Source organism: Kutzneria chonburiensis (assembly GCF_028622115.1).
Taxonomy (GTDB): Bacteria; Actinomycetota; Actinomycetes; order Mycobacteriales; family Pseudonocardiaceae; genus Kutzneria; species Kutzneria chonburiensis.
The window spans coordinates 3015542-3030366 of sequence record NZ_CP097263.1 but is presented as its reverse complement, the minus strand read 5'-3'; the positions used below and the strand labels follow the sequence as shown (position 1 = coordinate 3030366).

12 protein-coding genes are annotated in these 14825 nt (G+C 70.2%); 4 read left to right on the top strand and 8 right to left on the bottom strand.

Annotation, left to right across the window (positions count from 1 at the left end):
* Positions 1–3 precede the first annotated feature (3 nt).
* The 5 genes from M3Q35_RS13850 to M3Q35_RS13830 form a co-directional block, all read right to left on the bottom strand.
* Positions 4–1236: a chymotrypsin family serine protease gene (locus M3Q35_RS13850; RefSeq protein ID WP_273942144.1), complete on the bottom strand. Its 1233-nt coding sequence runs from the start codon at positions 1234–1236 to the stop codon at positions 4–6.
* A gap of 220 nt (positions 1237–1456) precedes the next feature.
* The gene (locus tag M3Q35_RS13845) at positions 1457–1927 is read right to left on the bottom strand and encodes a hypothetical protein (protein ID WP_273942143.1); all 471 of its coding nucleotides are present in this window, start codon (positions 1925–1927) and stop codon (positions 1457–1459) included.
* A 22-nt stretch (positions 1928–1949) separates the two neighbouring features.
* Positions 1950–2372, bottom strand: a complete 423-nt coding sequence (locus M3Q35_RS13840; RefSeq protein ID WP_273942142.1) for a hypothetical protein — start codon at positions 2370–2372, stop codon at positions 1950–1952.
* A gap of 94 nt (positions 2373–2466) precedes the next feature.
* Positions 2467–4188: a phospholipid carrier-dependent glycosyltransferase gene (locus M3Q35_RS13835; protein WP_273942141.1), complete on the bottom strand. Its 1722-nt coding sequence runs from the start codon at positions 4186–4188 to the stop codon at positions 2467–2469.
* 122 nt (positions 4189–4310) lie between these two features.
* Positions 4311–4679, bottom strand: a complete 369-nt coding sequence (locus M3Q35_RS13830) for a cupin domain-containing protein (protein WP_273942140.1) — start codon at positions 4677–4679, stop codon at positions 4311–4313.
* Between the two features lie 119 nt (positions 4680–4798).
* Between M3Q35_RS13830 and M3Q35_RS13825 the strand changes: the two genes are divergently transcribed.
* The 3 genes from M3Q35_RS13825 to M3Q35_RS13815 all read left to right on the top strand — a co-directional run bounded on the left by M3Q35_RS13825 (position 4799) and on the right by M3Q35_RS13815 (position 9298).
* Entirely contained in the window at positions 4799–6388 is a 1590-nt protein-coding gene (locus tag M3Q35_RS13825) for an HD domain-containing phosphohydrolase (RefSeq protein ID WP_273942139.1), read from the top strand.
* Between the two features lie 120 nt (positions 6389–6508).
* Positions 6509–7702: a cytochrome P450 gene (locus M3Q35_RS13820; RefSeq protein ID WP_273942138.1), complete on the top strand. Its 1194-nt coding sequence runs from the start codon at positions 6509–6511 to the stop codon at positions 7700–7702.
* 105 nt (positions 7703–7807) lie between these two features.
* Complete coding sequence (locus tag M3Q35_RS13815) at positions 7808–9298, top strand: amidase (protein ID WP_379793936.1); 1491 nt, start codon at positions 7808–7810, stop codon at positions 9296–9298.
* Positions 9299–9350: 52 nt separating this feature from the next.
* Here M3Q35_RS13815 and M3Q35_RS13810 read toward each other — a convergent pair whose 3' ends face one another.
* Positions 9351–9956 (bottom strand): RICIN domain-containing protein, encoded by a 606-nt coding sequence (locus tag M3Q35_RS13810; protein ID WP_273942137.1) that lies wholly within the window; start codon positions 9954–9956, stop codon positions 9351–9353.
* A 201-nt stretch (positions 9957–10157) separates the two neighbouring features.
* Here M3Q35_RS13810 and M3Q35_RS13805 point away from each other — a divergent pair, with 201 nt between their 5' ends.
* Positions 10158–13004: an AfsR/SARP family transcriptional regulator gene (locus tag M3Q35_RS13805; RefSeq protein ID WP_273942136.1), complete on the top strand. Its 2847-nt coding sequence runs from the start codon at positions 10158–10160 to the stop codon at positions 13002–13004.
* Positions 13005–13036: 32 nt separating this feature from the next.
* Here the strand turns inward: M3Q35_RS13805 and M3Q35_RS13800 are convergent, their stop codons facing one another.
* Positions 13037–13897 carry a carbohydrate ABC transporter permease gene (locus M3Q35_RS13800; protein ID WP_273942135.1) on the bottom strand — a complete coding sequence of 287 codons (861 nt, stop codon included), beginning with the start codon at positions 13895–13897 and terminating at the stop codon, positions 13037–13039.
* Position 13898: 1 nt separating this feature from the next.
* Positions 13899–14825: a carbohydrate ABC transporter permease gene (locus tag M3Q35_RS13795; protein WP_273942134.1), complete on the bottom strand. Its 927-nt coding sequence runs from the start codon at positions 14823–14825 to the stop codon at positions 13899–13901.

The window sequence follows — 14825 nt, the reverse complement described above, 5'->3', positions numbered from 1 at the left end:
CGGTCAGCCGGTGAAGCGGCGGATGGTGCCGTTGGTGAGCAGGGCGACCGCGATGTAGCTCTCGGCGTAGCCGGCCCAGACGTTGTTGTTGACCCCGGCGCCGATGTGCATGCCGACCACGTGGGCGAGGTTGGTATGGCCCTCGTGGTAGTACAGCGGCGCGCCGGAATCGCCGCCCTGGGTCATCGCCTCGTTGGTGTTCTTGCCGTACTTGATCAGTGCCGGGATGCAGCCGAAGCCGGGCACGCAGCCGGTGGCGGTGGTCGAGATGATGCTCGCGCCGCACCGCTCGCCGGTGAAGCCGCCCGCCACGCACGCGCCGGTCAGGCCCGGGTGGCCGATCGCCGGCGCGCTGGCCCCGTTGACCTGGATGCTGTTGTAGCGGGACGTGTAGATCAGGCCGACGTAGTTCTGCTGGGCACAGCACCACTCGATCTTCGCGATGTCGTAGCGGTCGGTCGGCGCGACGGACGTGACCGTGCCGAAGTAGTACTGGCCGGACGCGACGTTGTAGCCCTGCCTGGTGCAGTGCGCCGCGGTCACGCTGTACGAGGAGTGGTTGCCGGCGTTGTTCACCATCGAGAAGGCGCTGGTGCAGTTGCCGATCGTCGCCGTGGTGATGCGGGCGCCGCCGTAGTGCGGGGTCTTGTCGGCGAACTGGTCGCCCGACTGGAGCTTCAGCGGCGTCGGCGAGGACTCGATCACCGCCGCCGGCGCGGCGTGGCCCAGCTCGGACCGCAGCTCGGCCGGGGCGTCGGTCGAGACCACCACCGCGTCGCGATCCGGGTCGTAGTCGAAGGTGAAGGCGTTGGCGTGGCCCGCGCCCTGGGCGAACCGGATGATCCGCGTCTCGGTGTCGTCGACCTCGGCCTTGGACGTGGCGCTGCGTCGGACGGTCACCGGCTGCCCGTCGAAGTCCGGCGGTGAAGCGGTGGGGGCGGCCGTTTTCGACAGCGCGACGACGTAGGAATTGGTCTTGGCGCTGAGATACGTGCCGATCGCGTCATGGGCGGCGCCCCAGCTCTGGACGTTGGCGCCCGGCATGTCGGCGGCGAAGGAGGCCGCCGTCGCGCCGTGTTCTTGGGCGTAGGCCTGCACCTTGGCCTGTTGGTCGAGGCGGGCGGCCGTGTCGGCGACCGTCGTGCCGGCCGGCGCGGCGTCCACCGAGGTGGCGGTCAGCGCCGCCGTGGTGCTGGCGACGATGGCCGCACACAGCAGGAAACGTGTTGTTCGCATGCGAATTCCTTCGGGGTTCCGGCTCCCGCGTCGGAGCCGAACCCGACGGTTGCTCACCAGTTTCCCCACGGTCAACGCCGCCCGACCGATCGCGCCGGCCGTTCGTGCCCGTATCAACCGGCCGTGATCCGGATTCGGTCACGCGTTTCCGGTTCCGGGCCGCGACCGATCGGGATGGCATGGCGGGACCATGCCACCCCGATCGCCGTCGTTGTGAGCTCTACGGCTCGTAGAGCGTGATCGTCGGGGACTCGACGTCGCCCTCGGTCACGCTGCCGTCCTTGATGTACGCCTCGAAGACGTAGTCGGCCTTGTCCAGGACCAGCGGCTGGTGTTCGTTCCAGTACAACGGGAAGGAGGACCAGGACGACCCGGTCTTGGCCGAGTAGGCGCAGTGCTCGATGCCGTCCAGGCTCCCGAAGCCGGTGACCGGCACGAGGATTCCGCAGACCAGGACGTCCGTGGAGTGCGGGGCGACCGACACGTTGATCTGTTCGTTCATGCTGCCGTCGATGCTGTTGCGCTCAACACAAGGCTGAACGTAGTAGCCATGGTCGATGTAGGCGTAGCCGCCGCGGCAGCCGCCGAACGTGTCGGCGTACGAGGGGGCGGCGGTGACCGCGAGCGCGCCGGCGACCGTGGCGGCCGTGAGGCACGCCGCCATGGCGGTTCGGGAGAAGCGGATGTTCATTCGAGACCTCTTTCGCTGGGTTTCAGTCGCCGGCCAGGGTGAGGACGATGGGGACCGCGCCCGCGGCGGTGAGCTCGACGCGGAAGGAGCACGTCGACGCGTAGGAACCGGCCCAGGTCACCGGGCCGGGCGGCGAGACGGACGTGTCGCCGGTGTGGACGACGGCGCACTCGACCGAGTAGATGACGGTCGCGGCCGCCGCGCCGGAGTCGGTGTTGCGGGCCGTCCACGAGAACGTGTCGGCGGTCGGGTCGTGCGGCGTCTTGCAGATCTGCAGATGCCAGCCGTGTCCGGGGCCGGACGGGATCGACCCGGACTTGCAGCCGGTCTCGGCGCCGGCGGGCGCGGCGGTGGCGAGGATGAGACCGGTGGCGGTGACCGCTGCGGCAGCCACTGCCGACACGAGTCTGGTCCGCAACCCGCTCTGGGCGGTGGAAGCTGGCACAGCTCCTCCTGACGGTCGCTTGCACAGGACCGTCAGGCTGGCGCGGGCGGCTGAAGTTTCACGGAAATCGTGCTGCAGCGTCGGTGCAGCCGGGCTATGGCCGGCGGTAGATCGTGATGGAGTGGCCCACGTCGTCGATCGGCGTGCTGGCGGCGATCAGCGCCGACAGCCGGGTGTTCGCCTTGGCGACGGCGGAATCCGACACGACCAATAGCCCGTGCACCTGGTCCGCGGGCACGGCGAGCGGGTCGGCGGCGGCGATGCCGTAGTAGGAGGGCACGCCACTTCCCTTGTAGACGAGCCAGATCCGCTCGTCCGGGTACCGCTGCCGGAGCCGGTCGGCCAGCCGGCCGAGGTCCTGGCCCCAGTCGACGTTCGAGTCGTGCAGGGACAGATGGGTGTCGGCCGGCCCGCCGAAAGCCTCGTTCGAGTACGGCAGGTAGTACGGGAACGTCAGCATCGAGCTGATCGCCGCGAAGACGACCAGCGCCGCCGCCGTGATCCGCACCCACCGCCGGCGCACGACCACCACGCCGGCCGCCGCGACCGCCAGGAACATCGGGACGAAGACCACGTAGCGGACGCCGAGGTCGCGGACGCTGGTCATGGACGCGGCCAGCAGCACGGCAGTGGGAATGAGCACGTAGGGGGCCGCCGGGCGCAGCCGGGGAACCGCCAGCATCATCGCGACGCCGGCCAGCCACAGCGCCAGCGTGCCCAGCGGTGTCTTCACGACCATCGCGGCCGGCAGGTAGTACCACAGTGGACCGGAGTAAGCCCGGCCGAACAGGAATCCGCCCCAGCCTTGGTCCTCCAGACCGAACTGGAGGTGCATGCCGTCCCGATACGGCGTGGGCAACGGCAGCCAGTCGACCAGCGTGCGCAGGCCATGCACGGCTGGCAGGCCCGGCGGTGTCGCCCAGCGCAACTGCGGATCCACGGCCAGGTACGAGACCCACACCACGGCCACCGCGATCACCGCCACGCCGGCGGCCGCCACCAGGCCGGGTCCGAGGTACCTGGCGGGGGCGGGCGTGCGACGGGCGTGCCGGATGGACAGCACGACCAGCACCAGCAGCACCGGAACCGCCGCCAGGGCGATCATTTTCGTGGCGATCGCCGCACCGAGGGCAAGTCCGGCAAGGGGGAGATACCGGGCGGGACGACGCCGGGCCCGCCACACCAGCCAGACCGACGTCACCAGGAAACCGGCGACCGGCACGTCGAGCGTGGCCAGCGATCCCTGCGCGATCAGGTCGGGTGAGAACGCGTAAAGGGCGAGAGCCACGACCCCGCCGACCGGGCCGGTCAGGTCACGGGCGAAGGCGAGGACGACCAGCCCGAACAGCAGTGTGAGCACGATGACCGGCAGCCGCGCCAACAGCATCAGCCGTCCGACATCACTGCCCGACTCGTACAGCACCTGACGCCCGAGCTGGGTCTCGTCGCCGCTGAGGGCCTGATCGAGCCGCACACCGGCGAAGGCCACCCCGGCCGCGATGATCAGCTTGCCCAGCGGCGGATGCTCCGGGTTGTAGCGCAGGCTGTGCTGCTCCAGGTAGACCACCGCGGTGCCGACGTAGACCGGCTCGTCGATGGTCGGAGTCTGCGCCACGGCCGTCGTGACCATGGCGACGGCCATCTCGGCCAGCAGCGCGACCACGACCAGCGCGAGCCACCACCGCCGGTGCCGCCGCAGCCGGTTGAACCGGCCCGACCGACGTCCACCGGCTGGCGGCGGATCCGGCGGGGCCGGCTCGCCCGTGTTCGACAGTGGGTTCGCCGACCGTGCTGTCACGGTTGTCTTCAGCTCCACGATCCCGCACCCCACGTCGATAGCGTTCCACCGGACGGGCCGCCCCGTGCGGCGGCAGTGGTGTCCAGGGTGATGTCGCGGAACCGGCAGGTCAGGTTGCCTGCCGCGGGATTGGTCCTGGTTCAGGTCCGGGCGAGGCTGGCCGCGATGGCCGCCTCCACCTCGGCGAGCTGCTCGGCCGGGCTGAACTGGATGAGCTCGGTGCCCTCGTCGGCTTCCGGCGCGTGGCCGGGTGGCATGTAGAACGCGTCGCCGGCCTGGAGGGTCTCCTGGTGGTCGGCGTAGCGGACGACGATCCGGCCCTTGAGCACGTAGCCCCAGTGCGGGCACGAGCAGTTGCCGCCGGGGAGGGAGGCGAGCACGGGACCGAGGTCGTGGGTCTTGGTGATGGTGACGAAATTGACGGTGTAGCCGTCGAGCTGGCTGGTCCGGTCGGTCGCCACCCCGTAGTCGGTCACCTTGCCGGCCGTCGCACTTGATGCTTTCGCCATGACTTGCTCCTTTGTCGAGGTCCTGCGACGACGCTACGAGTCGGCTGCGCCGGTTTCATGGGGTGAACCCCTCATCTTCCGGGTGTTTCCGCTGGTCAACGGTGCGTAGGCTGGTCGGCATGGGTGACGGGGACGATTCGGGTGCCCGGCTGGCGGAGCTGCTCGCGGCGTTGTCGCTGGGCATCGATCTGGGGTTCGGCCAGCCGATGGAACACGTCTTGCGCCAGTGCCGCATCGCGTCGCGCCTGTGTGAGCTCGCCGGCGCCGGGGACGACACGCGGGCGGCCGCCTACTACAGCGCACTGCTGGTCAACGTCGGCTGCCACACCGATGCCCACGAGCAGGCCCAGTGGTTCGGCGACGACATCGCGTTCAAGGCGCTGAAATACGCCGAAGCGGCCAGCAAGCTGTCCGAGATGGCCCGGATGCTGCGGCTGCTCGGCTCGGGCGCCACGCCGCTGCACCGCCTCCGAGTCGCGTTCGCGTTCGCGCTCGGCGGGCACAAGCAGGTCGAAGCCATGATCACCCAGCACGCTCGGCTGGCCCGGTCGCTCGGTGACGAGCTCAGGCTGCCGTCGGACGCCCTGGACGCGCTCGGCGGCTCCTACGAGCGCTGGGACGGCAAAGGCTGGCCCGGCGAACGCAGAGGTGAACAGATACCGCTGGCGGCGCGGGTGATCCAGCTCGCCGAGTTCCTCGAGGTCGCCCACCGCGACCACGGCATCGACGGCGCCGTGCGGGCGGCGGAGCACGGCTCGGCGACCCAGTTCGACCCGAACCTGGTCGCCATCGTCCAGGTGGACGCCGAGAAGATCTTCCACGGCCTCGACGAGGTCAGCTCGTGGGAGCCGGTCCTGGACGCCGAACCCACCGTGCGGGTCCTGTCGGCCGCCGAGCTCGACGAGGCGCTGGCCGCCATCGCTCGCTTCGTCGACCTCAAGTCACCCTTCACCCTCGGCCACGCCCAGGCCGTTGCCACACTGGCCCGCGACGCGGCGGCAGGTCTCGGCCTGCCGGCCGGAGACCGCACCGTGCTCTACCGCGCCGGGCTGACCGCCGGGTTCGGGCGCCTGGGCGTGTCGAACGCCATCTGGGACAAGCCGGGGCCGCTCACCGTCGCCGATTGGGAACGCGTCCGCCTCGCCCCGCAGCTCGCAGAGCGGATGCTGCGCCAATCCCCGGCACTGGCGCCAGTAGCGGCGCTGGTCGGCAAGCAGTGCGAGCGTCTTGACGGGTCCGGCTACCCGGCCGGACTGGCCGGCGACGCCATCCCACCGGCCGCCCGCGTCCTGGCCGCCGCCGACAGTTACCAGGCCATGCTCGAGCCACGGCCACACCGGCCCGCCCGGTCCGCCGGCGAGGCCGCCGCGGCACTGCGCGGCGACGCCCGCGCCGGGCGCCTCGATCCAGAAGCCGTGGCCGCGGTCCTCACCGCCGCCGGCCACCGCGTCGCGCGCCGGCGGGTGAACGTCGCCGGTCTCACCGCCAGGGAGATCGATATCCTGCGCCTCGCCGTGCGCGGCCTGTCGAACAAGCAGATCGCCGCCAGCCTGGTCGTGGCGCCCAAGACCATCGGCAACCACATCGAGCACATCTACACCAAGATCGGGGTGTCGAACCGGGCAGGCGCAGCACTTTTCGCACTGCGCAACGGGCTGCTACCCCTGGCGGACCCTTACGGCGAAACCGCGCCCGGCCGGTCCTTCTAGACCCGGTGGCACCCGGGAATGTTTCCCTACCTACCCGGGAAACATTCCCGGGTAGGGGTGGATCAGGCCGGGTTACGCTCCGATCTTGTCGTGTCACTGTCGTCGTGAATGGGGAATCGCATGACCGAGACACTCTCCTCGCCGCTACCCCGGACGTGCCCCTGTCATCCCGCTCCGGCCTACCGGCCACCGCTCGAACACCAAGCACTCCAGCGGATCCGGCTCGCCGCCGGCCAGGAGGCATGGATGGTGATCGGCCACGCCGAAGCCCGAGCGCTGCTGGCCGACCCGCGGGTGTCGGCGGACCGCACACGACCGGGTTATCCGCTGCTTCCGCTGTCGGGCGACGACCACTCACATACCGACCGCAAACCGACACTGCTCGAGATGGACGATCCGGAACACGGTCGCGTCCGGCGCACGCTCATCCCGGACTTCACCGTGGCCCGGCTCAAGGAAATCCGGGCGGACGTCGAGCAGCTCGTGCTCGGCACACTGGACGAGATGCTGGCCGCTGGACCGCCGGCCGACCTGGTCAGCAGCTTCGCGCAGCCGGTGCCGTCACTCGTGATCGGCCGACTGCTCGGCGTGCCCCGCGAGGACCGCGACTTCTTCCAACGGGCCACCTGGACCATGGCTCGGCACCGCGGCGAGCAGCAGGGCGAGCAGGCGCGGGCGTCGATCAACGCGTATCTGTCGGAGCTGACCGTCGACCCGCCGGCCGGACTGCTCAAGCGGCTGAAGGAGGAACAGGTCGCGACCGGCGCGATGGAACTGGAAGACCTCGTCTCCCACGCGCTGTTCGTGTTGTCGGCGGGATACCAGGTCACGGCGTCGATGATCTCGCTGTCGGTGATCACCTTGCTGGAACATCCCGAGCAGTTGGCGTTGCTGCGGTCCGGGCCGGACGCGATTGCCGGGGTGATCGACGAACTGTTGCGGTTGACGGTCTTCGACATCGGACCGCGGCGGATCGCGACGGCGGACATCGAGATCGCCGGCACGGTGATCAAGGCAGGCGACGGCATCGTGATCGGCAGCTCCATGGCCAACCGCGACCCGTCGGTGTTCGGGGATCCCGACCGGTTCGACGTCTCGCGCGATCTCAACCACCACCTCGTCTTCGGGTTCGGTGTGCACCAGTGCCTTGGCCAGAGCCTGGCCCGGATGGTGCTGCAACTGGCGTTGTCCGCGTTGTTCGAACGGATTCCGTCGTTGCGGCTGGCGGGGCCGGTCGAAGAGCTGTATCTGCGGCCCACGGCCAGCATCCCGGTCACGCTCCGCAGCGTCGACCGGCTACCGGTGGAGTGGTAGCCGGCCCGGGATCGTTCCCGCGACTTTCGACGGGTTGACGCCGCCGCGTTCCCTGAGTGCGGTGGGGTGGTGCGAAGACTGAGCCTTGCCACGGTGATCCTGGCGATGGCCGCTTCGGTGGCCGGATCGCCCGTCGGCGCGAACGCCGCGCCGGCTCCGGACGGGAGCGTCGCGATGTCGAGCAACGAGCTGGACACCGCGACGATCCCGGACCTACAGGCACGAATGGCACACGGCGCACTGACCGCGGTGCGGCTGACGGAGGCGTACCTGGGACGCATCCGGGCGCTGGAGCCGAAGGTGCACTCGATCCTGTTCCTCGACCCCACGGCCCTCGGCCAGGCCCGGGCCAGCGACCAGCGCCGCCGCGGCGGGCACGTGCTGGGCCCGCTGGACGGGATTCCTGTGCTGCTCAAGGACAACATCGACACCCGGGACCGGCCGACGACGGCCGGCTCGCGGGCATTGCTGAGCGCCCAGCCGCGGCAGGACGCCGAGCTGGTGCGCCGGCTGCGTCAGGCCGGCGCGGTCATCCTGGGCAAGACGAACCTGTCCGAGTGGGCCAACTTCCGGTCAACCCGGTCCACCTCCGGCTGGTCGGGTGTCGGCGGCCAGACGAACAACCCCTATGTGCTGGACCGGAATCCGTGCGGATCCTCGTCCGGATCGGCGGCCGCGATCGCGGCGTCGCTGGCGCAGGTGGCGATCGGCACCGAGACCGACGGCTCCATCGTGTGCCCCGGCGGGCAGAACGGGATCGTCGGCATCAAACCGACCCTTGGCGTGGTCAGCGGCGACGGCATCGTGCCGATCTCGCACTTCCAGGACACCGCCGGCCCGTTCGGCCGGCACGTCGTGGATGCCGCGATCACGCTGTCGGTGCTGGCCGGCAAGGACTACGTCGCGCCGCGAACCTCCTTGCGGGGCAAGCGGATCGGCGTGTGGGCGATGGCCGGCGTGGACGCCGGTGTCGACAAGGTCATGCAGGACACCGTCGCCACGCTGCGGACGGCCGGCGCGACCGTGGTGGACGTGGCCCCCGCCAACCAGGACACGATCGGCACCGACGAATTCGCCGCGCTGCTCACGGAGTTCAAGCATGACGTGAACGGCTACCTGGCGACCCGCCCCGGCGTGCCGCAGACCCTGGCCGACCTGATCACCTTCAACCAGCACGATCCCGTCGAGCTGTCGAAGTTCGGCCAGGAGATCTTCGAGCAGGCCCAGGCCGCGCCGCCGGTCACCGATCCCACCTACCGGCAGCAGCGGGCCACCGCGACCGATCTGGCCCGGCACTCGATCGACGACCTGATCGCCGCCGACCACCTCGACGCGATCGTCGCGCCGACCAACGGCCCGGCCTGGGTCACCGACTACCCGACCGGGGACGTGGACCTGATCGGCTCCTCAACCCCGGCCGCGGTCGCCGGCTACCCGGACATCACCGTGCCGGCCGGATTCGCCGGCCCGCTGCCGATCGGCGTGTCGTTCATGGCCGGCAAGAACTCCGACGCCCGCCTCATCGCGCTGGCCTCGGCGTTCGAACGGGTCAGCCACGCCAGGCAGGCGCCGACCTTCCTGCCCACCGAACCGTGACGGCGTGAACCGGCCGGGCTCGACGGGCCCGGCCGGTCCACCACCGGCTCCGCTACGCGGCTCGCGGGTACCAGAGGTCGTCGAGGCGGCTGGTGGAGCAGTCCCACTGGATGATCCACGCGCCCTTGTTCGTCCGGGAGCCGCCGACGGACACGCATTTGTTGCTGTTGGTGTTCACGATCTCGTAGGCGCCCGGCGCCACGTTCGGGTCGGCCGGCACCAGGGTGAAGTACTGGGCGCCGCCGCCACCGCAGTTGTACACGAACGGCGATGCCCCGTTGTCCTTGGAACTGTTGGGAATGGTCAGGCACTGGTTGTTGTGGTCATTGATGAGCTGGTAGGTGCCACCGGGGCCGTCCTGGAGGATCCAGTGGATGGTGTAGTCGAAATCCGGCCCGCTGTCGATGCAGCCTTCCTGACGGGCCGCGCCGCGCGATTCCACGTCGTAGGCCAAACACAGCTCACTGTTGACGTTCGCCCATCTGTAGACGGGAGGCACGGGGACACCGTCCGCCTTTCCGGTCACGCTCGCTCTCGGCGCGGTGCCGGTGGCGGCGGAGGCTGGTGTCGCGGTCAGGGAAAGGGCCAGCGCCGCGGCGATGGCCATGGCTGCGCCGACGCGGACGAGACCGCGTCGGCGAATCGTTGCGATGAACATTCCTACCCCTCTGGTGCGGTTGCGGCCGGGCGAGGAGGAGCTGACGACGATCGGCCCCGGATCCCTTGGCTCGGGGGAACCGCGGTCGGCTGGTCTGTTCGCCGGCCCGGCGTGCCGGTCGGTACCAATGTGCCCGGCCGAACGTGCGCACTGTGTTCGTACTGATTGAGTGCCCTGCTCGGCGCTGCTAAGCAGGGCGTCGTGTCTTCTGGGGAGAAGCCTGCCGGCGAGGGCGCGGCCGTGGAGTTCCGGGTTCTCGGCGAGGTCGCTGTCCACGTCGCCGGCCGGCTGGTGGAGGTCGGCTACGCGCAGCTGCGGACGACGCTGGCCGTGCTGGTCGTCGAGGCCAACCAGACGGTGTCCATCGACCAGTTGGTGGACCGTGTGTGGGGAGCTCGCCAACTGCCGCGCCGGCCACGAGCCGCGGTGCAACACAGTTTGACGTTGGTACGCAAGGCGTTGGCGGCGGCCGGCGGCGTGACGATCACCTGGCGGTCGTCCGGCTACCGGCTGTCCGTGGATCCGGCCGCCGTGGACCTGCACCGGTTCCGGCAGTTGGTCGCCGACGCACGTGGCACCGGTGATGACGACGCCGCCGCGGCCCTGTTCGAGCAGGCGCTGCGGTTGTGGCGTGGTGTGCCGTTCAGCGGGCTGGACAATCCCTGGGTCACCGACCTGCGGAGCTCATTGGGCGTGGAATGGCGTGCCGCCCGGCTGGATCTCACCGACATCCAGTTGCGGCGCGGGCAGCACGCCGCACTGCTGGCGGGCTTGGCCGAGCAGACCGGCCAGCACCCGTTGGACGAGCGGCTGGCCGGCCAGTACCTGCTCGCCCTGTATCGCAGCGGTCGTCAGGCGCAGGCCCTTGAGCACTATCACCGCCTGCGCCACCTGTTGGCCGACGAACTGGGCACCGACCCCGGACCGTCCCTGCAACGGTTGCACCAGCAGATCGTCACCGCCGACAGTGCCCTGACCGCCCCCGCGGCCGTGGCCACCGCCGCGATCCGGTCCCGGCCGGTGCCTCGGCAGCTGCCGGCCCCACCTCGGGTGTTCACCGGCCGGACCACCGAGCTGGCGTATCTGGACACCGCGCTGCACGAGCACGCCGACAGCGCCGGCACGGTCGTCATCTCCACGCTGACCGGAGCGGGTGGCATCGGCAAGACCGCGCTGGCGTTGCATTGGGCCCACCGGCATCTTCGCGGGTTCCCCGACGGGCAGTTGTTCGTCGATCTGCACGGGTTTTCTCCCGTGGACACGCCGCTGACGCCCGCGGTGGCGATACGCGGCTTCCTGGACGCCCTCGGCGTCGATCCCGCCGGCATCCCGCCCGATCCGCAGGCACAGGTCGGGTTGTACCGCAGCCTCGTCGCGGACAAGCGCCTGCTGATCGTGTTGGACAACGCCGCGGACGCCGCGCAGATCGACTCCCTGCTGCCGGGCAGTCCGACCTGCACGGTGATCGTGACCAGCCGCCGGCACCTCACCAGCGTCGCGGTCCGGCACGGCGCCCACCAACTCAAGCTGGACGTGCTCGCCGACAATGAGGCCCGCCAGCTGCTGACCAGCCGACTCGGGGTCGACCGGATGCGCGCCGAACCGGTCGCCGCCGGTGAGCTGCTGGCTCGCTGCGCCGGATTCCCGCTCGCGCTGGCCATTGTGGCCGCCCGCATCCACGCCGCCCCGGACCAGTCGCTGTCCATCCTGGCCGCCGACCTGCGGGACGCGGCCCGGCTGGGTGCCTTCGAGGACGAGGACGATCCGGCCGCGAGCCTGCGCGCGGTGCTGTCGTGGTCCCTGCGGGCCCTGACCGAGGAACAGGTTCACCTGTTCGGGTTGCTGGGGATCGCTCCCGGCCCGGACATCGCGTTGCCGGCGGCGGCCAGCCTGCTGGGCCTTGCGGTGAACCAGGCCGAGCGGGCGCTTCGTGGTCTGAACCAGGCCAACTTGCTCGACCGGGGCCCCGACGGCCGCTACTCGATGCACGACCTGATTCGCGCCCATGCCGCCGACACCGCACACCAGCGGGTGTCGAAGGAAGCGCGCACGGCCGCGCTTCGGCGGGTGGTCGACTTCTACCTGCACACCGCGTTCGGTGCCGAGCAACTCCTGCTGCCGCTGCTGCCGCCGATCGGACTCAGGCAGCCGGCCGACGGCTGCCATCCTCTCGTGCTCACCGACCAGGCGGCCGCACTGGCCTGGTTCACCGCGGAATACCCCACCCTGCATGCGGTCCAGGACCTCGCGGCCGCCCAGGAGTGGGCCGCGGACGTGTGGCGGTTGGCGTGGATCCTGACCACTTTCCTCTACCGGCACGGGCGTTTCCAGGATGCCCTGGCCATCTGGCGGGCCGGCGAAGCCGCCGCCCGGCAACTGGACGACCCGGTCGTCCGCACCCGCACCCACCAGCTACTGGGCGCGATCTTCGCGGAACTCGGCCGACACGCCGAGGCCATGGAACACCTGAATCTGGCCGTGCGGTCGGGCGACACGCCCGCCCAGGCGTACACCCACCACACCCTCGGCTGGCTGTCGTCGCTGCGCGGGGACCACCGGCAGGCGCTGGGGCACGCGACGGAGGCGCTGCGCCGGTATCGGGCGGCGGGCATGCCCGCGGGTGAAGTCCGCGAGCTGACGGTGATGAGCTGGTACTACGCCTTGCTCGGCGACCATGCCCGCGCCCAGGTCCAGAGCGAAGAGGCCCTGGCCATGGCCCGTCGTCACCACTGCGTCGAGGACGAAGGCCTGAGCAGGAGCGTCCTGGGCTACGTCGCCTTCCACACCGGCCGGTTCTCCGCCGCGCTGGGCCACTTCGAACAGGCCGACACCTTGCTGCACGACGTCGGCAACACCTACTACCGGGCCATCGTCCTGGACTACCTGGGCCGCACCCACCTCGCCCTCGACGACATCGCCGCGTCCCACCACACCTGGACGCTGGCCCTTCAGCTGTACCAGGAACAACATCGCACGGCGGAAGCGGACGACCTCCGGAAGCGGCTGGGCATGCTCACCTGGCAGCGGGTCGGCGCCGCCGCGCGATGACGGCCCGGAGCATGCGCTCGGAGGTCACCGGGTCATCGGCTGAAACCGGCGGCGAGGCCGCCGAGGAGTTGGCGGCGGCCGAACGCGTAGAGGACCAGGATGGGCAGCGTGGTGAGGACGACGGCGGCGGCGATGGCCGGGACGTTGACGCTGTACTGGCCCTGGAAGGTCCACAGGGCGAGCGGCAGGGTGCGCTTGTCCGGGCTCTGGGTGAGGATCAGCGGCAGCAGGAACCCGTTCCAGATGGTCAGCGCGTTGAAGATCGTCACGGTGAGCAGCGCCGGTCGGGTCAACGGCGCCGTCAGCCGCCACATCGTCATCCACTCGGTGGCGCCGTCCACGCGCATCGCCTCGAACAGCTCCTTGGGGACGTCGCGGATGAAGTTCGCCAGTATCAGCACGGACAGCGGGATGGCGAACGCGATCGACGGCAGGATCAGCGCGAGCAGGCTGTCGTACAGGTGCAGCCGGATGATGATCAGGTAGATGGGGATGACCGTGGCCTGAAGCGGGATGGCCAGGCCCATCAGGAACAGTCCGTTGACGCCCCGCAGGAACCGGCTGGACCAGCCGCGCACGATGGCGTACGCGGCCATGAAGGAGACCGTGACCGCCGGCACCACCGCGCCGGCGGTGACCACGACGGTGTTGACGAAATACGTGAGGAAGTCGGACTGCAGCACGAACTGGTAGTTGTCCAGCGTGGGGTCGGCCGGCGGGATCAGCGGATTGCTCGCGTAGTAGCCGCTCTGGGCCTTGAGGCTGGTGATGAGAATCCAGTACAGGGGGATGACGACGACGGCGAGCCACAGCCACGCGGACAGGTTGCCCAGCCAGTTGCGCCGGATGGCCGGACCGCCGTGGTGTCGTGGCCTGGTCGGTGTGGTGGACATGTCAGACGCCTTCGAGTTGGCTCTGGCTCGCGTCACGGCCACCGAGCCGGCGCAGCAGCAGGGCGAGGACCAGACCGACCAGGACGAGGATGACCGCGATGACACTGGCGGGGCCCATCAGGTTCGCCTGGAACCCCCGTTTGTACATGTCGAGCGCGAGCACGCGGGTGGCGTCCGCCGGCCCGCCCTCGGTCAACACGAAGATGAGGTCGAAGAAGGTCAGCGACCCGACCACCATGAGCGTGGACGAGGTGATGATCGTGTACCGCAGCTGGGGGAGCGTGATGGTGAAGAACTGCCGGACCCGCCCGGCGCCGTCCAGCTGCGCGGCCTCGTACAGCGAACGCGGGATCTGCCGGACACCGCCCTGGTAGATCAGCGCGTGGAACGGGATGAACTGCCAGGACACGACGAAGACCACGAGGCCGAACGCGAGTGCCGGCCGGCCCAGCCAGTCCTGGCTGAGCAGTCCGATGCCCAGCCCGGCGCCGAGCCCGAAGTTGGGGTCCAGCAACGCCTTGTAGGCGATCGCGATCGCCGCCGAGCTGAGCAGCAGCGGGACGAAGTAGACCACCGACAGCACCGCCCGGTGGCGCTGGTAGCCGGCCAGGAACGTGCCGAGCAGGATGCTCGACGGGGTCTGGACCGCCCAGGACGCGACCATCACCAGGAACGTCACCCACAGGGCGTGCGGCAGCCCGGGATCGGTGAGCACGGCCTGCCAGCTGGTGAGTCCGGACGGGACGATCGCGCCGATCCCGTCCCACGTGGTGAAGCTCAGCGCGAACACGCCGACGAGCGGGATGACGGCGAAGCCGACGAAGAACACCAGGGCCGGCGCGGCCAGCCACGGCAGGACGCCGCCGCGGTCGCGCCTGGTCCGGGTGCCCCGAGCCGCCGGATCGCTCGCGGGTTCGGTCGTTGCCAT

Bases quoted from the DNA above. Each gene is read 5' to 3' on its own strand.
- M3Q35_RS13850 (WP_273942144.1), bottom strand. From the start codon at position 1,236: ATGCGAACAACACGTTTCCTGCTGTGTGCGGCCATCGTCGCCAGCACC.
- M3Q35_RS13845 (WP_273942143.1), bottom strand. From the start codon at position 1,927: ATGAACATCCGCTTCTCCCGAACCGCCATGGCGGCGTGCCTCACGGCC.
- M3Q35_RS13830 (WP_273942140.1), bottom strand. From the start codon at position 4,679: ATGGCGAAAGCATCAAGTGCGACGGCCGGCAAGGTGACCGACTACGGG.
- M3Q35_RS13825 (WP_273942139.1), top strand. From the start codon at position 4,799: ATGGGTGACGGGGACGATTCGGGTGCCCGGCTGGCGGAGCTGCTCGCG.
- M3Q35_RS13820 (WP_273942138.1), top strand. From the start codon at position 6,509: ATGACCGAGACACTCTCCTCGCCGCTACCCCGGACGTGCCCCTGTCAT.
- M3Q35_RS13815 (WP_379793936.1), top strand. From the start codon at position 7,808: ATGGCCGCTTCGGTGGCCGGATCGCCCGTCGGCGCGAACGCCGCGCCG.
- M3Q35_RS13810 (WP_273942137.1), bottom strand. From the start codon at position 9,956: ATGTTCATCGCAACGATTCGCCGACGCGGTCTCGTCCGCGTCGGCGCA.
- M3Q35_RS13800 (WP_273942135.1), bottom strand. From the start codon at position 13,897: ATGTCCACCACACCGACCAGGCCACGACACCACGGCGGTCCGGCCATC.
- M3Q35_RS13795 (WP_273942134.1), bottom strand. From the start codon at position 14,825: ATGGCAACGACCGAACCCGCGAGCGATCCGGCGGCTCGGGGCACCCGG.